Genomic DNA, 22,183 nt, shown 5'->3' on the forward strand with positions numbered 1-22,183 from the left:
ACCAGGGATGTTGCCATGAACGTCAATCGCTCGCGCGCCAATACAAAGATCATCGCCACGGTCGGGCCCGCTTCGCGCGAAGAGGCGCAACTCTCTGCGCTGATCGACGCCGGAGTCGATGTCTTTCGTCTTAACATGGCACACGGCGAGATTCCGCAACACGAAGAAGTACTCGCACGCATTCGCAAGCTAAGCGCCGAGAAGCGGCACCCCATCGCCGTGCTGGTCGATCTGGCAGGCCCGAAGATTCGCTTGGGCGAACTCGTGGGAGGCGAAGTGAAATGCGAACTCAACGCACAATTCGAATTCATTCGCGAAGAACAATCTGCCGACCCGCACAAGCTTGGCTCCACCTACGATCGCTTAGTCGACGAACTCCAGGTCGGCGATCGCGTGATGCTGGCCGACGGCACGGTGAGCATGCTCGTCGAATCGAAAACCAAAAACGGCGCGAAGTGCCGTTGCGTGCAAGCCGGCCCGATCCGCAGCCGCCAAGGAATCAATCTGCCGGGGGTGAAAGTCAGCTTGCCGGCGATGAGCGAAGAAGACAAAGAACACGCCGTGTGGGCGGCGAAGAACGGCGTCGACTACGTGAGCCTGAGCTTCGTCCGCTCGCCGAAGGAAGTGCTCGAATTAAAGTGGCTGCTCGACTTCCACCATTCTTCGGCCCGCGTGATCGCCAAGATCGAAAAGCAAGAAGCGCTCGATCATTTGGAAGCGATCGTCAACGCTACGGACGGCATCATGGTTGCGCGCGGCGATCTCGGCGTCGAGATCGATGTGGCCCGCATGCCGGTCGTGCAGAAGCAAATCATTGCGATGTGCCACCGGTATCAAAAGCCGGTCATCGTAGCGACGCAAATGCTCGACAGCATGCAACACTCTCCAAGGCCGACGCGCGCGGAAGTAACCGATATCGCCAACGCGATTCTCGACGGCTGCGATGCCTGCATGCTTTCGGGCGAAACGGCCGTCGGCGACTTTCCGATCGCCGCGGTGGAAATGATGGATCGGGTAGCCGTCGCGACGGAACCGCTTTTCGCAACGCGTCCGCCGTTTCAAACTCCCGATCGACTCCCCGAAGGCCTCGAGCCGATTACGCACGGAGTCGTGCTCGGGGCCACGCAGATCGCCAAGCAACTCGATGCGAAGATCATGATCGTGGTCAGCCATAGCGGCGTTACGGCGCTGGCCGTCTCGAAACATCGGAGCCTCATCCCGACGATCGGCGTCAGCAATCGAGAATCGACGCTGCGGCAAATGTGTCTTTATTGGGGGGTCATTCCCTTGGCCGAGGCGCCGACTACTGACAGCTTCGAGCTGATTCAGCATGTGCAGAAGTGGGGGATCGATAACGGAACCCTCGCGGTCGGCGACAACCTCGTACTCGTTGCCGGCATCGGCCTCGCCTCGAAGGGACACAACATGGTCCGCGTCCATATCGTCGGCCAAGCCGTCTAAGCCGGCGGCGTTCAGCTTGCCCGCATCGGTCGACCTGGTCGCCTATCGAAAGATTAACGATCGTACCGATCGTTTCGTGCGCGCTGCGATAACTCGCTCGAATTGTTTCGCCGCGTTCGAGGCATGATCCGCCTCATCGCGCACTTCCGCCGATAACGATCAAAGCCGTTGCGGAGCGATGCCATCCTCATCGCGATCCGCCGGCATGGAGACCATCGCATGCTCGCTCGCTACCTCGCACTTCGCGCCGCTACCATTCTGCTGGTCGTCGTCGGACTTTGCGGCACCTCGCGCGCCGGCGATTGTTTGCGCCGCCTCGGTCTGGGCTTCAGCGCCGGCTACCATGCCCCCGTTGCCTGCCCGACCCCTGGGTGCTGCGAAAAGCTCTCGGTCTGGACAGGTTGGAAGCAAGCCTGTGCTCTGCCGAACACTCGTCCGATCGGCGGCAATTGCGGCTGCGCACCCTGCACGCCCGCTCCCACCTGCGGCTCGACGTTCGGCTTGCGGATGTTGCCCGGTTGCTCGGCATGCCAAGGGGGGACGGGAACGATCGGGCGTGCGCCGCTCGTGTTCAACTAGTCGTCGTCGATTGCACCTTTCCGATCCATTCTCGGCACCTGCTCGCGCTCCGCGGTCCATGAGTTTTCGATGAGCGATTCATGTATCGTCGATGTAGGGTGGAGAAAAGAAATGAAGAAGTCCGGTCGAGTTGCCGATACACGTAGATAGGACGTTACGGCCGGCCGTAGCGTTTCAGGATAGAGGTCATGGCAAACCGACGGAACGGATTGCCATGACCTTTTTTTATCGGCTCATCGAGCGGCTCCTGGACTAAGTCCCGTCGCCTGCCGCTCAGTCCGACTTCTTCGTCGGATTCATTTGCCGCTCGGCGATCAATCGCCGCCGGGGCGGTTCGCGCGCCGTCGCCGTTCGTTTATCATGGCAAGCGCGTTCGCGACCGGCGGAGAGTTCGCGACGCATCCTTCGTCCGGAGCTAGTCGTTGATCGTCGGCCCTCTTTTCACGCGTGAATGGACGACCTTGCCGCGCCGCGGTCGATTGTTCTTTGCCCGCGCTACTTACGGCGGCGCCTCGGCGGTGCTCATCATCACCGCGTGGCAAGTGCTCGCAGGCTCGCAAGTCGTGCGCAACGTCGGCGACTTCGCCCACTTCGGCACGACTATTTTCCAACTCCTCGCGCCGTTGCATCTGTCGGCCGCCGTTTTCTTCGCGGCTCTTTCGACGGCGGCGGCCGTGGCCCAAGAGAAAGATCGTCGCACGTTCGATCTGCTTTTACTCACGAATCTGTCGAATAGCGAACTCGTCCTCGGCAAGCTGTTGGGCAGCTTGCTGGCCGTCGCCAACCTCGTCATCGCCGCAGTGCCGTTCTTAGCGCTCACGGCCCTGATGGGAGGCATCGAGTTCAGTAAGATCATCGCGGTTTTTTGGATCACGGTCGGAGCGATGATCGTCGCCGGAAGCCTTGGCTCGACCATCGCGTTGTGGCGCGACAAGACCTTTCAAACGTTGGCGACGACGACCCTCGTCATCATTGCTTGGACCGGCTTCTGGGAAGCGGTCGCGCGCGGGGCGCTGGGAAACGATTGTCGCGGAATTTCCTGTGATACTTGGGCAGCCGTGGCGAGCCCTTGGCATGCGATTCTGGTCGTGGTGCGGCCGTTTACGGTCGACGATTCGACCGTCGGTATCGCCTCTCGATTCGTTCCCTATTCGTCGTGGAGTCTTACCGTCGTCGTCTCGCTGATGCTAAGCGGCTTGCTGAACCTCTGGGCGATTTGGCGCGTTCGCGTGTGGAATCCTTCGCGCGAGGTGATGATCGCAAGTTCGACTCCCGGCCCGGTTCTCGAGGCCGAAGCGAAGTCACGAAATTCCGCAGCGCGACCTGAAGGTATCGAGCACCGCTGGAGTCTTTCCGCGGCGCGAACGTCCAATTCGGCCGCCGAACAACGGCCCGATGCTTCGTCGCCGGTCGCCGGTCGCGGTCTGAGAAAGAGCCGCGCAGTGTGGGACAACCCGATCCTGTGGCGCGAAATTCGAACTTGGGCTTACGGTCGAAAAGTGTTGCCGGTTCGTGCTGCATACGTCGGACTCATCGTCGCCGGCATGTGGGGACTATCGGCCGCCGCGAAAGAATCGACGACCTCGTTCGTCCAATTGGCGACGCTCGTCGTTCCGGCCGCCATCGTCGGCGCTTTGCTCATCAACATGCAAGCGGTTACCGCGGTCACCTCGGAGCGTGATGTTCGCGCGATCGATCTCTTGCTCGTTACCGATCTGACGCCGAAGGAATTCGTGTTCGGCAAGCTCGGCGGCATCTTTTACAACACCAAGGAGATGCTTGCCGCGCCGCTCGTCATGGCCTTGGCGCTGTGGTGGTTCGGTGTGACCGACGGAGAATCCGCCGGTTATCTTGCGTTCGGCTGGCTCGCGGTTGCCGGCTTCGCCGCCGTGGTCGGATTGCATATCGGCATGCACTACTCGAACTCGCGCAATGCAGCCGCGGTGAGCCTAGCGACCGTTTTCTTTCTCATCGTCGGAACGGCCGTGAGCATGCGCATCATGACCGCGTTCAGCGGTTCGTTTCAGGCGCAGCTGCAACCGTTTCTCGCCACGATCGTCGGCGGCGGCATCGGCCTCTACGTGGCGCTGGGGCGTAGAAACCCGTCCCCCGCGATCACATTGGCGTCGTTCGCGCTACCCTTGGCGACTTTCTATGCCATGACGAGCTTCTTGCTCGATGCGTTGCTCGCCACCTTTTTAGCCGTGGTCGGCGCATACTGCTTCGCGTCGGCGGCGCTGCTGGTGCCGGCGATCTTCGAGTTCGACGTAGCCGCCGGGCGCACGACGTCCGTAGATGAGAAAGAAGCCTAAGAGCCGCGTCGGCGAAGGTGGGCCTCAGCGAACCGCTTGCGTCTCGTCGTTGTTCTCTAGTTTAGCGATGATATCCGAGCGACTTGATCACGTTGATCATTTCTTCATGCGTGATGAAGCGGCGACGATGAATCCGCTTATAGTTGTCGATCGCCATCGCCAACTCGCGCGCTTCGCCGGAGAGCTCCGAATGGGCATCGGCGAATTGACGCCGTTCGACGGCCGGTTGATTCGCGGCCTCGCGTTGCCGACGATCCGACCAATTGGGCTCGGTCCTGCCTAGTTCTTGCGACATCGATCGTATTCCTCGACGACTCCCCACGTTGCGAAACGGGCCACGCATCCCGCATCTTCTGGGCGCAACGAAAGCAGTCCTGCGGAACTTTAGATCGCCCTTAGCGGGGGAGCAAATGAAGCCGAAGCCGACGAGGCGGAATCATCGCTAGACAAGGCATTTCGCACAACCAGCGATATGAGATCCATCGCCGAAGAATTCCGCTAAGCGTTACGATCGGATTATCCGTCGTCGCCGGTTCTCGCGACCATCTACCGGCGATAGTTGCCGAGCGCCCCGGTCGCCGCGGCTGCGGTCTGCTGCAACATCGCGCGACAACGGGGATCGTCGGGAGCGAGCGCGATCGCTTGTTGTGCCGTGCGGTACGCTTCCAAGCTCTGGCCTGCCGATGTTTCTACTTCCGCCAGCGCGAGCAACAACTCCGACGTCGCCGGACCTCGCTCGCACGCAGCCCGCAACGACTTCGCTGCTTCGTAACGCCGGTCTAAGGCCGCGTAGGCAAACCCCTCGGCCACGAATAAGTCTTGCGGCTCTTCACCGGGCCCATAGGTATCGGCGAGAGCTTGCAAGGAGCAGAGCGCTTTGTTCGGCTGCTGCAACGCCGCGTAGAGGTCGGCCGATTGGCGCAAGACTACACGGTTTCGCGGCTCGTAGGTGAGCGAACGTTGAGTGTCGGCGAGTGCTTGTTGCAACTCACCCCGCTCGCGCAGGATCCGGCCTTTCATCGCCCAAGCCGCAGCCGACTTCGGATCGACGTCGATGGCCCGGCGTACATCGGCGAGCGAGCCTTCGTAGTCGCGCGTGATTAAGCGCATCTCCGCCGCGCGAAGGCGTGTCTCGGTATCGTCGGCTGCATGGTTAAGCGCAGCTTCGATTTGTGCGATCGCTTCTTTCGGACGCCCTTGTTCCCATAGCACGTCCGCGTAATGCCGCCGCGCCTCCGGGTCGTCGGGGCAGGCCCGAATCGCTTGCGAGCAGTAGCGCTCGGCTTCGGAGAGATCGCGACGCTCCAGCGCGTTAACCCCTTGCTGCACGTATTGCCGACTCTCGACGACCGACTTGCTCACCGGATTCTGCATTCGCCAGAGGCAGCAACCACCGCAAGGCAACAGCAGCGGCAACAACAGCAGCGCGAGAAGAGATAACCGCTCGATAGGTCGCGGATAGAGCATCACGACGTCGGGGGCTCGGCTGGAATTTCGGCACGAAACAGTGGGTCGAGATCGTAGTGGAAACGCGCGCTCGGGAGCAAGACGTCCGGAGATGCCGGCATCGAGCGGCGGCGAGCCTTCTTTTGCCGGCAACGTTTCCTATAATGCAAAGCATTGCCCCCTATTTACCTCTATCGCGTCGAAAGCCATGCCTGCCGTATTTAATAAGATGGGAATCCGGTTTACCTATCCCGACAATTGGACCGTCGATGAGACCTCGGCCTTAGAGGGGGCCGCATCGGTCACTGTTTACAGCCCGACGGAATCCTTTTGGAGTGTGTCGCTCCACCCGGCAGATGTGGAAGCGGAGTCGTTGATACGATCGGCCATCGCGGCGCTAAAGGAAACCTACAGCGACCTCGACGTAGAAGAGATCAACGAATCGATCCAAGGGCGAGAGATCGTCGGGGCGGATGTCAATTTCTATTGCCTCGACCTTACCAACACCGCCCAGATTCGCGTGTTTGAATCTTCAAATTGCGTCGTCGTCGTATTCTGCCAAGCCGACGATCGCGATTTCGACGCGATTGGTCCCGTGTTTCATGCGATGACGATCAGCCTGCTTGCCGGCATGCCCGCACCGAACCCGAAGTAAGAGTCGCTCGCGGTCGATTGTCTAGCGACTTCCGAGCGTTAAGCCGGCGGCAAAGCGCTTGAGCCGTCGCGGCTTGGATCGCTATATTTCAGTCTCCTAGTTGCCTTCGTCGTAGCTTCCATCACCCGCCAAGAACATTCGGGCGAGTGCGTAGGCAGTCGTGACGACGGGCTTCCTCAGTAGATCTTAGCGCACGGAGGATCGGTTCATGGCGACGTTAGAGACATCAGGCACGACCGGCATCGGCGAGACTGCCGGCATCGTCTGGAAGACGCTTGCGGTGCAGGGGCCCACTTCGCTCACGAAGCTGATTAAGGAGACCGGAGCTCCGCGCGACACGGTGCTGCAAGCGCTCGGCTGGCTGGCCCGCGAAGATAAGATCGAAGTCGAAGACGGCCGCACGAAGAAATTCAGCTTGAAATAGCCGACCGGCGCGGATGGATCAATCGGCTCCGTTCGATTCTCGATCTCGCTTCAGCAACGCGGAATTCGACTGAGCGCCGAGCCAGCCGCGACGGTAGAAGAACCCCAGCATCCCGCACGCCGTCGCCAAGATAATGATCCAGACGAACAGATAGCCATACTTCCAGTTCAACTCCGGCATGTTCCAAGGTGAGTCGGCGTTGAAGTTCATGCCGTAGACGCCGACGATAAAGCTGAGCGGCATGAAGATCGTCGCGATCACGGTCAGCACGCGCATGATCTCGTTCATCCGATTGCTCAGGCTCGACAAGTAGAGATCCGTGAGATCGGAGCCCATTTCTCGATAGGTTTCTACGATGTCGATGATCTGCACCGTGTGATCGTAGAGATCGCGCAGGTAAACACGCGTCTCCTCGCAGATGATCGACGAAGTATCTCGAGCCAACTCGTTCATCGCTTCGCGCAGCGGCCAGATGACGCGCCGCAGCGCGCGTAAATTGAATTTCGCTTCATGGATGCGCGCGGCTGCCGCAGGCGACGGCGTAAGAATCACTTCGTCTTCCAATTCTTCCAACCGTTCGCCGAACTCTTCCAACAACGGAAAGAAGGCGTCGACCGCTCCGTCCAGCAAGGCGTAGGCCAGATAATCGGCACCCCGTTGCCGGATCAAACCGTCGCTTTCGCGCAAGCGTCGGCGAACCGCATCGAAGCAGTCGCCCGGATCTTCTAAAAACGTGATGACGAACCGCTTCCCGACGAAGAAGCTCACTTGCTCCGTCTGCAAGATCTCCTTCTGCGCGTGCATGCGAATCGTGATGAACAGCAGTTCGCCGTAACGATCGATCTTCGGCCGTTGATGCACGTTGACGACGTCTTCCATCGCCAACGGATGAAGATGGAATAACGCCGCGATGTCGCGCAACGTCTTCTCGCTGCCGAGCCCTTCGACATTGATCCATACGACCTGTCCGGTCGCCAGATACGGCTTCACCGCCGCGACATCCGCGATGTCGCGATCGATCAGCTTATCTTTGTCGTAAGCCATCAAATGCATCTCCGGACACGGCGCTTGCGGATCGATGATGATCGAACCCGGCGGCGCGCCGGCCGTCGCTTTGCGACGCCGGAAATGCGGCAAACGATGTTTGTCAGGCTTCTGTCGGCTCACGGCTTACGCCCCTTGCGAGGAAACTTCGCGACACGCCCTGCGGCAACGACGTTGAATCATCCTCGAACGAACCGGCGCTGTCGACCCTCGTCGATTTAGGCGACCTTCTTCTCGGTCAGAGGAAATGACGTTCGATCCTCCAAACCGGCCAGCAACGACTGCGTCGTGCGAAGCACCATTTCCTTCGGCCCGGAGGCGATCTCCAGGCCGGCTTCGTCGAACGTGCGAAGAATCGTCGTGTTGAGTTGATGGCGTAGCGGCGTGAGCGCTTCCAAACCGGAACTAAAGACGCGCAACTCGAACTCCAAACGTCCTTCGCCGACCTGCGTAAACGCCACGCTCGGCGAGGGATCGGCGAGCACCAAAGTATTCTCGCGGGCCGCCTGCAACAACAGTTCTCCGACCAACCGAACGTCGGAACCGTGCCCGACGCCGATGCGAATCACGGTTCGTAGCACATCGTCGGTGAGGGTCCAGTTGACGAGTTTTCCCGTAATGAATTCCTTATTCGGAACGATCAATTCCTTGCGATCCCAATCGACGATCGTGGTCGCACGGCCGCGGATTCGATTCACCGTGCCGGTAACGTCGCCGATCGTGACGGTATCGCCGACGCGAATCGGGCGCTCGCAAAGAATGATGAGTCCGGAGATGAAGTTGGCGAAGATCTCCTGCAAGCCGAAACCCAGCCCGACGGTCATCGCGGCGGCGAGCCATTGCACGCTCGACCATTGCACGCCGACCGCATTGCACATCGCCACGACTCCTGCGATGTGAATGACGTAACGTGCGGCCGTCGTCACGGCGTAGCGAACTCCTTGATCGATCGGCAGCCAGCGTAAGCAAGAGATTTCCAATAGGCCCGGCAGGTTCCGACCCGCGACGATCGTCATGAAGAGAATGATCGCGGCCCAGGTGACATCGGCAGCCGTCACCCATTGCAATCGGACGACCTCGACGACTTGCGCCGCACCATCGGTTCGCGCGACCGACTCGGCTTGCGTGACGGCATAAGAATACAGCTGCCACCGGTCGAGGAATTGCAGGGCGGGAAGCATGTCGGTCCAGATCCACCAGGTGCCCATCAGGAGCACCAAAGCCCCGAAACTATTCAGAATTCGCCGACTCTGGATATCGATCGTTTTCAAACTGAGCCCTGCCACGGCACGGCGCGGTGGGGCAACGATGCCGCTCGTCGTGGATATCGACGCTGCAATACTAGTTCCTAGTTTTGCGAAGCGTGCGGCGTCCGTCGTCGTTTCGAGTTGCGTCGGCGAGGTTTGCGCCATCTGTTGCCGCGCCAATTTCCGGCGAGCGACATAGAGCCAACGGAGGAGCAAGCCGCGCACCAGAACGCAACCGAGGACCAACCACAGCGTGCTTTGCAGTCGATAAGCGAGTTGCAACGCAGCGTAATGGTAGCCCGCGAGCGAGAGCCCGATGAGAACCGCCGGCGGCAGGCAACCGCCGATGAACCACAACCGCCGAAGACGATGACGGAAATCGTCGACATCTTCGTCGGAAAGCCGAGCGAGAATTCCTTTGGTCGGATGCAATGCAAATTGAGCGGCGCGCAACAGGCAAGCCATGCCGACGACGAACGCCGCCCGCCCGAGCGAAGCTTGCCAAGCGACGACTTCGAAAGACTCCATCGCCGCCGCGATCGCCGTAGCAGGAATGCCGATCGAGGCGAGACGCCACATCAGTCGACGCGTTCGATCGGCGATCTCGCTCGGCATGTTCAGATGCGCGACGGCAAGACCGTTGCGGCGGAGCGACTGCCGTACGAGGGCGATCGTCGCCCACACCGGGGCCGTCACGAACATGGCCGTTGCCAAGGCGCGAACGAAGCCATCGGCATTCGATTGCGCCGACAGGCGCGAACCGAGAAACCACAACACGGCCGGGGCAGGGGAGGCGACGACGATCGTTAGAGCGAGAGCCTGAATCGTCGGACGAATGCCGACCGTGACGTCTTGCTCCGCGTCGGTCCCCAATTTCGCGATTCGGGACCGACTTCGATGCAGGCACAGCACGAACGCCACGGCCGTGACAAGCGCAACGAACCAGACCAGCGGCGCCGCTCGAGCGTCGGCGATGAGCCGCGAGCCGACGTCGAGCCAATTACTCGGGCTCACCAATTGACTTGTCGCAGCGGTAAAGTCGGCGGACGTGAGCCCTGTTTGGGGCGGATAACTCGCGACCCAGAGAATTCGTTCGTCGATATAGGTCTGATAGAGCCGCACCGTCTGCATCAGCTCGCGTTCGGTCTTATCTTGCTCCAGCACCATCGCGTTGAAGTAGGCGTTGTAATCGGCGATCAACGCATCGAGATAGCCGCGCCGCGCCGTGAGCAATTCTCGAATAGCGGGCTCTAATTTTCTTCGCTCTTCATCGTCGAGCTTTTCCTCCAACGGAGCGAACACCGCAAGGGTTTGCGCATCGATATCGGCAAGCTCCGAGCGCTGTGCTTCGAGATCGACGAGTTGCAGTTTCGTGCTCGCGATTTCCTGCTGCCGATCACGAACGGAATCGCCGAGCACGCGCACATCGGGAAGCTGCCGGCGTTGCTTCACGAGCAACTGCCCGAGATCACCCGTGAGATCGGCGACTTGCCTCATGTGGGAGAATTCGCTTTTGAGCCGCGCCAGCCGTTGCTTCGTTTCCTTGACGTTGCGCTGCACGACTTTCAATTTCGCGGCCGGTCCGTCGGCGGCGCTCCGCTGCTGCGTCAAGCGTTCGTTTTCTTCCGCCCAAGGGAGCAACTCGCGGCGTGTCGTGATGAGTTTCCAACGCGCATCGCGGGCCTGCTCTTCCGCGACGACTTCCATCCGCCGCCCGACCGCTTCCTTCCACACGGCCGTTTGTTTGTCCAAAGCATTCGTGGTGCGTATCGCGATGTCTAACCGCATACGCAACAACTCTCGCGTCGCTTCGTAGCTCGGCAACTCTTGTGCATAAGAAGCTCGCTCGGCAAGGATGTTCGCGCGACGCGTCAGGAGCAGGACCCGCTGCGCTTTTTCCGCCGCCTCGTTCCGTTCGCCGCCGGTTGCCGGCGCTGCGCCGAGTTGCCGGTAGAGTTCTTCCAACCGCTTACGAGCGGCTTCGTCGAGGGTGCGTACTTCATCGAAGCGCGTCGTCCGACGGCGCTGCTGACCTTCCAAGTCGACTTGACCTTCGCGCGACGTTTTCAGTTCGGCTTCGAGTAGCGCCAGCCGTTGTTTCAATTCATCGAGGTTCTCGGAGTTCGGCTTCTCCGGAGGCGCGTCGTCGGGTGCTTCGCTTTCGAGTGCCTTGAGCTTCTCTGTTTCCGCGGGAGCTTGCCCGCGCTGAGCATCGAACTCGGCTCCTTTCGCGCGCCACTGATCCGCTTGGCGCAGTTCGTCGAGTGCTTGCCGATAAAGTTCGACGATGCTTTTCTTCACATCGCCGTTCGATTCGGGATCTTGCTCGGCGGCCTGCAGCGCCGCTTCGATTTGCGCGGCCGAGACATCGACCGTCGGCTGCGTCGTTGGAGCCGGCGTCGATTGTGCCGCGACGATGCCAACGCCGCTCACCATCAGCAAGTAGACGGACGCCGCCGAACGGAAAACCCGCGACATGATTCGATGCGACATTGCCTGCGATTCCTTTCGCGGCCCAAGCTACTTTGATAACTCCTCGCCGCCGGCAAATGCCGGTCGGTGAGGGGTCGCGATTGTAACTCGCGCAACGAACGTCGGCCACGCCAATCAGCGGCGTTGCAAGGCGTTACCGGCATTCACGTTGCGAATCGTCTCAACTGCGTGCCGGCGGTCGTAAGCCGCACCATGAAAAGTCCGTGCTCTCAGGGAGCCGGGTGCGGCGGCGGACGCGATCCGGTAGGGGTCGATGTCGGAACCGGTCGATTGATCAGTTCGATGACCTTTGCCGACAACGCGCTCGCGTTGGCGTTGGTCGGTTCATCGATCAAGAGTCGATCCAGATAATAGCGTGCCTCGTCTAAGCGCAGCTGTCGATAGTAGGTGTCCGCTAACGAGTATCGCGCCTCCGAATGGGTAGGCTCGATCCGCAGAACTTCCAAATAATGGCGCTCGGCATCGGCCCACTTGCTGCGATAGAGAAAGATATTAGCAAGATTAAAATGGGCACTGGTGTAGTTCGGTTCCATCTTCAATGTTAAGTAATACTGCTCGATCGCTCGATCCATCGACTCCGGCGTACCTTCGATTTGCAAGTACACGCCGAAGTTGTACTTCGCACGCTCGTTGCCGGGAGCCTTGTGTGTCGCGTCTTCCCACAACGCGACCTGACTCCGATAGTCGTAGTTGCGGCGCAGCGTCAACCCAATCAAAGCCGTCGCGAGAAGCGCGACGACGACGCTCTTAAAGATCAAGCCGGTCGTCTCGCGTAAGCCGAACTTTCCGCCAAGCGCGTTGAGGCCTGCATTTCCGACGACGACGATCAAGGCAACGATCGGCGCGAGCGGCAAGTACATTCGATGTTCGAAGCAAAGATCGATGATCGGCGCGATGCTCGACGTAGGCGCTAAGATCAAGAAGAAAGAACCGGCGAGGAAGCCGAGCGGTGGACAACGAAAAAGCGCGATCAGCGTCAAGAATCCGAATCCGCCGACGACGATCGCAGGAAAAACGATTCTTTCCCACTCGAACTTGGTCGGCCGCGGAGCGATATACGGAAACCGGTCCGACGCCGGCCAGGTCACCGGCATGCGCCAAGCGTAGTCGATGTTCAGATCCACCGGCAAGACGGCAAGCTGCATGTAGCGCCGTACGACTCCCAATTGCGTTAGCGCGTACTCCTGGGGCGTCACGCGCGAAGTGTCGAGAATTCCCGCATTGGGGTAATCTTTCCAGGTGAAGGCCATCAAGAAGAACAACAGCCCGAGCGTAACGAAAGTCGCCAAATGATAAAGCCCGCGGTTTCGCAGGAGCTCGCCCCAGGCGGAAGCGACGAACGTCCGGTCATACCAGAGCACGACGAACGGAGCAGTGATCATCACTTCTTTCGCGCCCATTCCGCACAGACACGCGAACACCGACGCAATCGCCCAGCCCCACCGTAAGCGGCTCCCGTCGGCGAAGCGAGTGAATGCGTAGAGCGTCAGCAAATAGAACATCCCCATCAGCGATTCATGCCGCTGATAGAGATAAGTAATGCTCTGCGTGTTCAACGGATGAACGACCCAAAGGAGCGCCACGACCAACGCGACACGCTCGGACGAATTCGCAAAACGTCCTCCGAGACAAGCGGCGGCGAACCCGCGGCGCGCAACGCCGTACAGCGCAAGACCCGCGATGATATGAATCGCGATGCCCGTAGCATGCCACACGGGCAAGTAGTGCCCCGACGTCGGCTCGATACCGAACGTTTTCGTCACGAATTGCGACGTCTTAAAGTCGAGAGCGAACGACAGGTAAACGAGCGGTCGCGTTCGTGCCTCGATGAAAAATCGCTCGACCTTCGACTTCTCACCGCTCCAGATATCTCCGATCCACGCCTGCTCGACGATGTAGTTGAACCCATCGAACACGAAGGGAACATGAAACGAATTGCCGTACGCCATCAGAGGCGCGAGGATCAGCACGACCCAGCCGAAGCGCCGCGCAAAGCTCTCGCTGCGCGACGACAAGCAAGCGTCCGGTGACGACGTCGTCTCTTGCTTAGGCGCCGCGGCGCCGCTCACGCTCATGCCGCGACCTCGCGCGCAAGCGTCGCTCGCTCTACTACCTGAAGCGCTTGATGAAGTTGCGATGCCCCGGCATCGGAGCGTGCGGCTCCCAACCCAGCCGGGCCAGGAAGCGATCGGAAAGTTTCAGATTCGAGGCGTCGCATACGAGGGCGTCGGCATTCTTAAGGCGGGCGATTTCATCCAACGTCGTCAGCGCGCGCCGGAAGGTCGCGTAGTCGGCATCGCGCGTCGTTTCGACGTATTGCAACGCAATGAACTTCGGGCAGCTGCGGGGCTGATTGAAGTATAGCCGACACCGGTTGCCCCGGAGAAGACGGTGCGCCAGTTGTCCGAAGAATCGTGTGCCGAGTTCCGTCGAGACCTTCGGAAACGGGCGGTAGGTCACGCGAAGCAGTTGCCCCTCGATGGTTTCGATCACGCCGTATCGCCGCCGCACGACGACTTCGGCGGACGACGAAAGATCGGTGATGGTTTCGTAGAGCAACATCGGCAAACGCTCGATCGGGCAGCGAAAATTCAGCAAGAGAGCCTTCGAGACCGAAGTTCTCCCGTGAAGTCTAGCTCCGAAATAAGCCGAGAATATCGACGCCGGCCGAATCGTCTACCGGCTGCCGAACGAGCGCAACGCCCGCAATAATGCCAGACTACAACCCAAGAGAAGAAACCCGACGACGAGCACCCCAGGCACGAGCCACGCCATCATGAACCGGTCCGACGCCCATTCCCACACCGGGCTCCAAGCCAAGATTACGGCCATTGCGGCGGAGCAGAGGTAAGGGCCGTACGGGAGCATTTCGCGCGTCCCGAAGAACCAAGACGGGAGACAAAGGATGAGCGCGGCGATCGGAGCGGCGAAGAACACGATCAAGGCCGGCTGCCAACCGAGATACGCGCCGATCATCGCCATGAGCGTGACGTCGCCGAAGCCCATCGCTTCCTTTTGAAAGGCCCATCCACCGAGAATGCGCACGATCCAGACGATCGCCGCTCCGCCGGCTAAGCCGATCAGCGCAGTCAACAGCGAGCCCCAACGAAGCGCTTCGTAGTTCCAAACCAGGCCGATCAGCGCCGAGCCGACGATGCCCGTACCGACGACCCAAGGTATCGATGGATCGAGACGGATGCGCGCCATCGTCACTCGCGCCGTGCGACGCACTCGGAGGATGTTCCACTTGAGCGGCGGCAAGCGTCCGCCGAAGATCAAGCCCCAACACCAGAGCCAAAAGCACGCCAGTCCGACGATGAGCCCGATCGTCCGTCCGCCGCCGAAGACCGCCTGAGGCCAAATCTCGGGAGCTGCGGCATCGAGCGGCAGTACGCGTCCGGTTCGCAGATCGAATAAGTGCGGCAGCAGCCCCCAAGGAAGCAACGTCAACAACGCGAGCCCCAGCAGCGTGCCTGGTACCGTAACCGCATCCGGAATGTTGCGTTCATCGGCGTCGATCAGCGAAGCCGCGAGCATGAACATGCCGAGCACCAGATGCACGAAGAATTGCACGTGCAAAATAAAACTCAAAGCAACGTCCGCGGCGATCGCCGGCGGCTGGGCAGGCGGAGATAACAAACCTCCTTGCACCGTCTCCCACCAATACCAACAAGGAATGCCGATCGCGCAGCCGATCTCGATCAAGAGGGGACGAATCCAAAATCCTCGCCCCAGCGTCGGCGCCATGCGCCGCAATCGCCACCAGCCGTAGATCGGCAGCCGATCCGAGGGCCCGAACGCCGTATCGCGCGGATGCCGGCGCGACCAAGGGCTATGGAATCGGGGCTCGTAGGCCAACGAATAGGTCGCCCAATTGACGACGGCAGCCAGCAACATGCCGACCAGGGCCGCGAGCGACAATCGGACGCCGAGCGGCAACGACAGAAAGCCGAGAAACAAATTCACGACGGCTCCCTTACGGGCCGAAGACCCAACCGAGCGATGATTTCTTCCGCGGCGACTTCCGGAGGAGCGGCGTCCGTATCGACGATGAGCGCCGCACATTCGCGATACCAAGGCTCGCGCTTCGCGAGCAACATCGCGATCTCAGGCAAGCCGCCGTGAAGCGTGAGGTTCGGCCGGCGCCCGAGGGTCACGGCATCGGCTTCGATCCGCGCATGCAACGTCTCCGGACCTGCCTGCAGCCACACGACGCCGGGGCGTCCGCGGATCAGATCGCGATTCCGCTCGCGTACCACGACTCCGCCACCGAGTGCGACGATGGTCTGCTCCCGCTCCAGCACATCGGCCAGGACTTCCGATTCCAAGTTCCGAAACGCTTCTTCGCCGTCTTCGGCGAACATCGCGGCGATCGTCTTCCCCGCGCGGCGCTCCAACTCGACATCGGCATCGAGCCAGCTCCAACCGAGCCGCTCGGCGATATGCCGCGCGACGGTCGTCTTTCCGGTCCCTCGATATCCGATGAGCAGCAAATTCATATTTCGCTTCGAGAGTCCGGCGTTAATCTTTGAGAGCGGCGCGCATGACTTCGAGCGGCGCGTGCGTTCCGGTGAAGTAGCGAAACTGCCACGCGGCTTGTCGAAGAAACATTTCGGTTCCGACGACGATCTTCGAGCCGCGCTCTTTCGCCTCTCGTAAAAGTCGCGTTTCGGCCGGATTATAGACGGTGTCGAACACGATCGCGCCGGGCCGCAAATAATCTTTCGCGAGCGGCGTATCGTCGATCTTCGGATACATCCCGAGCGGCGTGCAGTTCACGAGGATGTCGTACTCGACTTCGCTCCGTGCGTCCCAGTCGACAGTGCGGCAGCCGAGCGATTTCGCTAATTCTTCCGCACGCTCGGGATTGCGATTGGTCACCGTCGTCACGACGCCGCGCCGCAACAATCCGTACACGATTCCTTTCGCAGCCCCTCCGGCACCGAGAACCAACGCCCGCTTACCGGCCAACGAACCCTCCGCGCCGGCTGCCGCTTCCAGGCTTTCCATCGCTCCCGGCTCGTCGGTGTTATAGCCCAACGTTTCCCCCTCGGGCTCAAACACGAGCGTGTTCACCGCGCCGATCGCTTCCGTCGCCGGATCGAGCTTCGTCGCGCGGCGAAGCGCTGCTTCCTTATGAGGAATCGTCACACTGATGCCGCGCACGCCGAACTCCGGAGCTTCGGCGAGAAACGCTGCGAGGTCCGCCGGAGGAACACGAAACGGCACGTAACAGCCATCTAAGTCGGCATCCGCCAACGCTGCGTTATGAATCGCCGGACTACGACTATGGCCGATCGGGTCGCCGATCACGCCGTAGAACGGGGTGTCGGCCGTGATCGATTCGTACCGATAGAGATCGCGCATTTGCAGGAAGCCGATCTGCCCCGGTGCGACCGCTTCCACTGCCGACGGCGCAGAATAAGAAAACGGCGCGCCATACCTTGCGCCCATCACGCGCGACGGCAGGCCGAGTTCTCCCATGCAAAGCCCGACGGTAGCGGCCTTTGAGTTCGCATTCACGTCGCGCATCAAGCGCAACACACGAAACACGTCGGTCGCCCGCTCGGCCATCACGGCGAGTTTGACGACATCGGCATCGCACGCGGCGAGCTTGGCATGGATCGCCGCGAGGTCGCTCGGCATCGTTTTGAAATCGTGCATGCTCACGATGCGGCGGGTCGTGCCCGAGCGCGGAATCGCCTGGGCGGCGTCGGGCTCGAAGTCGACATACTCGGCACCGGCCGCGACTGCTGCGCGCAAGATATCGCGCCGCGTTTCTTCCGCAGCCGTCCAGCGTCCACCATCCTCGGGCCGGCGAACCGTGACGATGATCGGGCCGGGCCGGCCTGCGACGATGTGAGCGACATCGAACGGTTGCGACAGAAAATCGAGCCGGTATTCGACCAGCCCGCAGCCTTCGTGAACGAGCGCGGCATGGCGAGCCCGCAAGGTCGCGGGATCGTCGCAAGCCAAAGTGACGCAAATCAGCGACATAGATTCGAGCTAAGAGCTACGTTCGTTTGAACTGCTTATCGAGTTCTTCTTTGGTAAACACCAAGGCGGTCGGCCGGCCGTGCGGACAGTGGTGCGTGTCGCGCACCAAGTGCCGCTGCGCGAGCAGCGCCGCGACCTCTTCCTGCTTCAACGGGTCGCCTGCTTTGATCGCCGCTTTGCAAGAGATCATGTGCAACAACTCGTCGAGCAAATCACGGCGTTGCGGCACCTTGCCGTCGACGATGAGCTGATCGACTACGGAACGCAAAATCTCCGCGGCCGGCACCTTGGCGAGCATCGCCGGATAGCTGGAGACGAGAATCGTGTCGCCGCCGAACGGTTCGACCTTGATCCCGAGTTGCGCCAAGACGTCACTCTTCTCCAACACCATCGCCGCTTCGGAAGCCGGCAAATCGACCGGCTCCGGGACGAGCAACGCTTGGCTTTCGAGTTTGCCGTCGTTAATCTTCGCCCGCAGTTGTTCGTAAAGAATCCGTTCATGAAGGGCGTGCTGATCGATCACGAGCACCCCTTCATCGCTCTCGGCCAATAGATACCGATCGTGAACCTGAATGGCCCGCATCGGGTCGCGATAAAGCGCGGCCGGCTCTTGCGCAACGGCAAGCGATTCGTCGCGGCTCGCGGCGTTCGACTCAGGCGCGGTCTGCGTCGGACTTTCCGGACGAGTCGCGCTGCGGGCCATCGTCGAACTACCGAAATCGGGATACGGTCGAAACGGCGCGACCTTGTGCAAACCGAGCGGCATCCCAGGCGGCGCGGCCGAGAGGAGCGCGCCGGCTGTCGCACCGGAAGCGGAGTCGTCGAGATCCCACGGCGCGACGTTCGCGGCGATGCCCGCTGCCGGGCGATCGCCGGTCGCGGGCCCCCCTTGCGCCCAACGGACGAAATCTTGCCGAAGGCGGGCCGTTTGACTCGGGTCGTGAGCCGCGGAGTTCGCGTCGTCGGCAGGGCTCGGCAGAGCATCGGCCGTCGATTTCGCCGCGGGAACCGGTTCGAGTCGATGCGTGAGATCGGTCGCTAGGAACTTCGTGCGGAGCGTGCTCAGCAATTGGCTGTAGATCCGGCCGCCGTCTTGAAAGCGGACTTCCAGCTTCGTCGGATGGACGTTCACATCCACGGCGTCGGCCGGCATCTCGAAACGGAGAAACGTGATCGGGTATCTGCCCGTCAGGAGTAAGCCGCGATACGATTCGGTGAGCGCGTGCTGTAACGAACGATCGCGAATGAAGCGGCCGTTGAGAAACAAGTATTGCATCCGCGGATGCGAACGACTCTGACTTGGTCGGGCGACATGACCGTGCAAGCGAATGTCGCCGTCGCGGTTGTCGACCTGAATAAGATCCCGCGCCAGATCGTCGCCGAAGAAGAGCGCGATCCGCGATTCGACGTCTTGGCCTGACGGGAGATCGTAGACGACCCGTTCGTTGTGCCGGAGCATGAAACGAACTTGCGGATAAGCGAGCGCGAGCCGGGTGAAGGCTTCGGTGACATGCCCCATCTCGGTCTGAGCGGAGCGCATGAATTTGCGCCGCACCGGCGTGTTGTAAAACAGGTTGCGAATCTCGATCGTCGTGCCGGGCGACATGCCGCACGGAGCCGGATCGCCATGCACGCCGCCGACGACCTCGAGTTCCCAACCTTCGTCGCTCGTCGGCGTCCGGCTCTTGAGCAGGAACCGGCTGATCTCGGCGACGCTCGCCAACGCTTCGCCGCGAAAGCCGAACGTGTGGACGCGGAACAGATCGTCGGCATCGACGAGTTTGCTCGTCGCATGGCTGGCTACGGCGAGCGGCAGTTCTTCGCGCGGAATCCCGCCGCCGTCGTCGGCGACTCGAATCAGTTCCATCCCCCCTTGCTCGACCGAAATCTCGACACGCGTCGCCCCGGCGTCGAGCGAGTTCTCCGCCAATTCCTTGACGACGCTCGCCGGCCGCTCGATCACCTCGCCGGCAGCGATCTTATTGACGACGGAAGTGGGGAGGCGGAGGATCGGCATAGGGCGGAGCAGGGGTCGGGGGTCGGAGATCGGGGGTCAGAGAGGGAATGACGAATGTCGAATTTCTAATGACGAAGGAGCGAACTAGCTTCTTTTCTTCTGGTTTCTGACTTCTGGTTTCCTGTCTTTCAACTGACCACCGACCACTGACCACCGACCACTGTCACAGCCCGTATTCCTTGATCTTCCGATACAGCGTTCGTTCGCCGATGGCGAGCATGCGGGCGGCTTCTTCGCGATTGCCGTCGGCTGCGGTGAGAGTCTCGGTGATGAACATCCGTTCGATCTCTTCCAGCGGGCGACCGACCAGCGAAGCCAGTCCGACACCGCCGGCCGGAGACGCACCGACGGGATGCTCGACCGTCGTGCCGGCCGTCTCTTCCGTCGCCGGATCGACGAGCTCACTCGGCAGATCATCGACGTCGAGCACGCCGTCCATATCGACGACGATCATCCGTTCGACGGCGTTGCGCAATTCGCGGACGTTCCCCGGCCAGTCGTAGGCCATCATCCTACGTCGAGCAGCGGTCGACATGCTCTTGACCGTCTTCTCGTGCTGCTTCGCGAACTGCTTCATGAAGTGCTCGATCAACAACGGAATATCTTCCCGCCGATCGACCAACCGCGGCAAGACGATCGTGACGACTTTCAATCGATGATAGAGATCGCTCCGAAACGTCCCGGCCGCGATCGCTTGTTCGAGATTGCGGTTCGTCGCCGAGATGATCCGCACATTGACTTTGACTTGCTCATTCGAGCCGACGCGCGTAATCTCGCTGCTCTCCAAGACGCGGAGCAATTTGATCTGCGTCGGCATCGGCATGTCGCCGACTTCATCAAGAAACAAAGTGCCGCCGTTGGCGTATTCGAATTTGCCGATCCGGTCGTGCCGGGCGTCGGTAAACGCACCGGCGACGTGCCCGAAAAGTTCGCTTTCGAGAATGGTATCGCTGAGCGCAGCGCAGTTCAGCGCCACGAACGGCTTGTTTTTCCGCGGGCTGTTGTGATGAATCGCCTGGGCGACGAGTTCCTTGCCGGTTCCCGTCTCCCCTTGAATCAGCACGGCGGCGTTCGTCGGAGCGACCCGTTTCAACAACCCGATCAGGTCGTTCATTTTCGTACTAGTGCCGACGACCCCTTCGAAGCCGAACTTCTCGTCGAGCCGGCGATTGAGCTCGATATTCGTCCGCCGCAGCCGAGCCGCGACCGCCGCTTTCTCAGTGACGGCTCGCAGCTGGTTGATATCCAGCGGCTTAAGTAGGTAATTGAACGCCCCTTGCTGCATCGCTTCGACGGCCGAAGGAACGGTGCCGTGCCCGGTTACGAGAATGACTTCCGCGTCCGGCTGGTCGTCTTTCGCGCGGGCCAAGACTTCCAAGCCACCGACGTCGTTCATCACCAGGTCGGTAATGATGACGTCGAACTCGTTGCGCTCTAATTGCTTCAACCCCTCGGGCCCGCTCGTGGCCGTGGTGCAATCGAAGCCGACCCGCTCGAGACCGTCGGCCATCGTCAAGGCGTGCGGCTCATCGTTGTCGATGATCAGCACCTTGCTGCGCGTGAGGGGTTCGGTGACGGGTTTGGGAGCGGCTTTGGCCGCGGTCTTGGACATAGGGCAATCATACCCAATCCCGCGGGAGGTGCGGAGGGGGCAGGGGGAGCGAACCCAAGCGCCGATGCACGGATTTCGTGACTTAAACTTCGCGTTCCTGCGGCGCGGCATCCGTCGATTCGTGCAACGCCGAGTCTTCGCCCAAGCGCCGAAGCATCGGCAGCTCGATCGTAAAGCGAGTTCCACGGCCGAGCTCGCTTTGACAGGTAACCGTTCCGCCGTGCGCCTCGATCACTTTGCCCGTCATCGGCAGGCCGAGGCCCGTGCCGCCGGGCTTCGTCGAATAGAACGCCTCGAAGATGCGGGCCAGGGTCTTTTCGTCCATCCCACAACCGGTGTCGATGAGATGCAGACAAACTCCGCGCGGCGTCGTGTCGGTCGCGACGACGAGTTGCCCGCCGCCGGGCATCGACTGCTGCGCGTTGAGAATGAGATTGAGCATCGCCCCACGAAACTGCTCGCGATCGAGCAGCACGCTCGGCAAATCGGAACGCAAGTACGGCACGATTTCGATGCGGCTCTCTTCGGCTTTCGGGCGAAAGAAGTCGAGCAGTTTGCGAAGCTCTTCGTTCAAGTCGCTCGGCTCGAAGTTGAGCCGGCGCACCTTGGCGAAGTTCAAGAAGTCGTCGAGGATCGTTTGCAGCCGGCGACATTCGCGCTGCACCATTTGGATCTTCGCCGAGATCCGCTTATCGCGCGGTGTCTGAATGTCTACGAAGTCTTCGGCCAAGAGCTCCATGTTGAGCACGATCGTCGACAACGGATTCTTGATCTCATGAGCGAGCGAGCCGGTGAGCCGCGCGATCTGCGCATACTGCTCGGCATGGCTCTCGCGTAGAGCGTCTTCTTCGGTGCGTACTCCGTTGTCGATCATGAATGCCGGCGGCCGAATTCAG

The 22,183-nt window shown here is 60.8% G+C and carries 17 protein-coding genes; 5 read left to right on the forward strand and 12 right to left on the reverse strand.

Annotated elements, in window-relative coordinates:
• Positions 1-15: 15 nt before the first annotated feature.
• From pyk to K8U03_04020, 3 genes are all read left to right on the forward strand, one after another.
• Entirely contained in the window at positions 16-1,461 is a 1,446-nt protein-coding gene (pyk, locus tag K8U03_04010) for a pyruvate kinase (protein MCE9604048.1), read from the forward strand.
• A gap of 219 nt (positions 1,462-1,680) precedes the next feature.
• Positions 1,681-2,040, forward strand: a complete 360-nt coding sequence (locus K8U03_04015) for a hypothetical protein (protein MCE9604049.1) — start codon at positions 1,681-1,683, stop codon at positions 2,038-2,040.
• A gap of 422 nt (positions 2,041-2,462) precedes the next feature.
• Positions 2,463-4,352 (forward strand): ABC transporter permease subunit, encoded by a 1,890-nt coding sequence (locus tag K8U03_04020; GenBank protein ID MCE9604050.1) that lies wholly within the window; start codon positions 2,463-2,465, stop codon positions 4,350-4,352.
• Positions 4,353-4,413: 61 nt separating this feature from the next.
• On the opposite strand, the gene K8U03_04025 is transcribed toward K8U03_04020, so the two are convergent.
• Positions 4,414-4,647, reverse strand: coding sequence for a hypothetical protein (locus K8U03_04025; protein ID MCE9604051.1), 234 nt, complete (start codon positions 4,645-4,647; stop codon positions 4,414-4,416).
• A 251-nt stretch (positions 4,648-4,898) separates the two neighbouring features.
• Positions 4,899-5,819 carry a tetratricopeptide repeat protein gene (locus tag K8U03_04030; protein ID MCE9604052.1) on the reverse strand — a complete coding sequence of 307 codons (921 nt, stop codon included), beginning with the start codon at positions 5,817-5,819 and terminating at the stop codon, positions 4,899-4,901.
• Between the two features lie 91 nt (positions 5,820-5,910).
• Here K8U03_04030 and K8U03_04035 point away from each other — a divergent pair, with 91 nt between their 5' ends.
• Positions 5,911-6,453 carry a hypothetical protein gene (locus K8U03_04035; protein MCE9604053.1) on the forward strand — a complete coding sequence of 181 codons (543 nt, stop codon included), beginning with the start codon at positions 5,911-5,913 and terminating at the stop codon, positions 6,451-6,453.
• Positions 6,454-6,661: 208 nt separating this feature from the next.
• Positions 6,662-6,877: a winged helix-turn-helix domain-containing protein gene (locus K8U03_04040; GenBank protein ID MCE9604054.1), complete on the forward strand. Its 216-nt coding sequence runs from the start codon at positions 6,662-6,664 to the stop codon at positions 6,875-6,877.
• Between the two features lie 18 nt (positions 6,878-6,895).
• On the opposite strand, the gene corA is transcribed toward K8U03_04040, so the two are convergent.
• The 10 genes from corA to K8U03_04090 all read right to left on the reverse strand — a co-directional run bounded on the left by corA (position 6,896) and on the right by K8U03_04090 (position 22,161).
• Entirely contained in the window at positions 6,896-8,044 is a 1,149-nt protein-coding gene (gene corA, locus K8U03_04045; GenBank protein ID MCE9604055.1) for a magnesium/cobalt transporter CorA, read from the reverse strand.
• Positions 8,045-8,139: 95 nt separating this feature from the next.
• Positions 8,140-11,661, reverse strand: a complete 3,522-nt coding sequence (locus K8U03_04050) for a mechanosensitive ion channel (GenBank protein ID MCE9604056.1) — start codon at positions 11,659-11,661, stop codon at positions 8,140-8,142.
• Between the two features lie 209 nt (positions 11,662-11,870).
• The gene (locus K8U03_04055; protein ID MCE9604057.1) at positions 11,871-13,736 is read right to left on the reverse strand and encodes a tetratricopeptide repeat protein; all 1,866 of its coding nucleotides are present in this window, start codon (positions 13,734-13,736) and stop codon (positions 11,871-11,873) included.
• A gap of 34 nt (positions 13,737-13,770) precedes the next feature.
• Positions 13,771-14,259 (reverse strand): hypothetical protein, encoded by a 489-nt coding sequence (locus tag K8U03_04060; GenBank protein MCE9604058.1) that lies wholly within the window; start codon positions 14,257-14,259, stop codon positions 13,771-13,773.
• 78 nt (positions 14,260-14,337) lie between these two features.
• Complete coding sequence (locus K8U03_04065) at positions 14,338-15,627, reverse strand: A24 family peptidase (protein MCE9604059.1); 1,290 nt, start codon at positions 15,625-15,627, stop codon at positions 14,338-14,340.
• Positions 15,624-16,160 (reverse strand): shikimate kinase, encoded by a 537-nt coding sequence (locus tag K8U03_04070; protein MCE9604060.1) that lies wholly within the window; start codon positions 16,158-16,160, stop codon positions 15,624-15,626. Before K8U03_04070 ends, K8U03_04065 begins: the two co-directional genes overlap by 4 nt.
• Positions 16,161-16,182: 22 nt before the next feature.
• Positions 16,183-17,658, reverse strand: a complete 1,476-nt coding sequence (aroE, locus tag K8U03_04075) for a shikimate dehydrogenase (GenBank protein ID MCE9604061.1) — start codon at positions 17,656-17,658, stop codon at positions 16,183-16,185.
• A 16-nt stretch (positions 17,659-17,674) separates the two neighbouring features.
• On the reverse strand, positions 17,675-19,675 hold the full coding sequence (gene mutL / locus K8U03_04080) for a DNA mismatch repair endonuclease MutL (protein ID MCE9604062.1): 2,001 nt from the start codon (positions 19,673-19,675) through the stop codon (positions 17,675-17,677).
• Positions 19,676-19,838: 163 nt separating this feature from the next.
• The gene (locus tag K8U03_04085; protein MCE9604063.1) at positions 19,839-21,287 is read right to left on the reverse strand and encodes a sigma-54 dependent transcriptional regulator; all 1,449 of its coding nucleotides are present in this window, start codon (positions 21,285-21,287) and stop codon (positions 19,839-19,841) included.
• Positions 21,288-21,369: 82 nt separating this feature from the next.
• Positions 21,370-22,161, reverse strand: a complete 792-nt coding sequence (locus K8U03_04090; protein ID MCE9604064.1) for a sensor histidine kinase — start codon at positions 22,159-22,161, stop codon at positions 21,370-21,372.
• Between the last annotated feature and the right edge of the window lie 22 nt (positions 22,162-22,183).

It is taken from the genome of Planctomycetia bacterium (assembly GCA_021413845.1).
Taxonomy (GTDB): Bacteria; Planctomycetota; Planctomycetia; order Pirellulales; family PNKZ01; genus PNKZ01.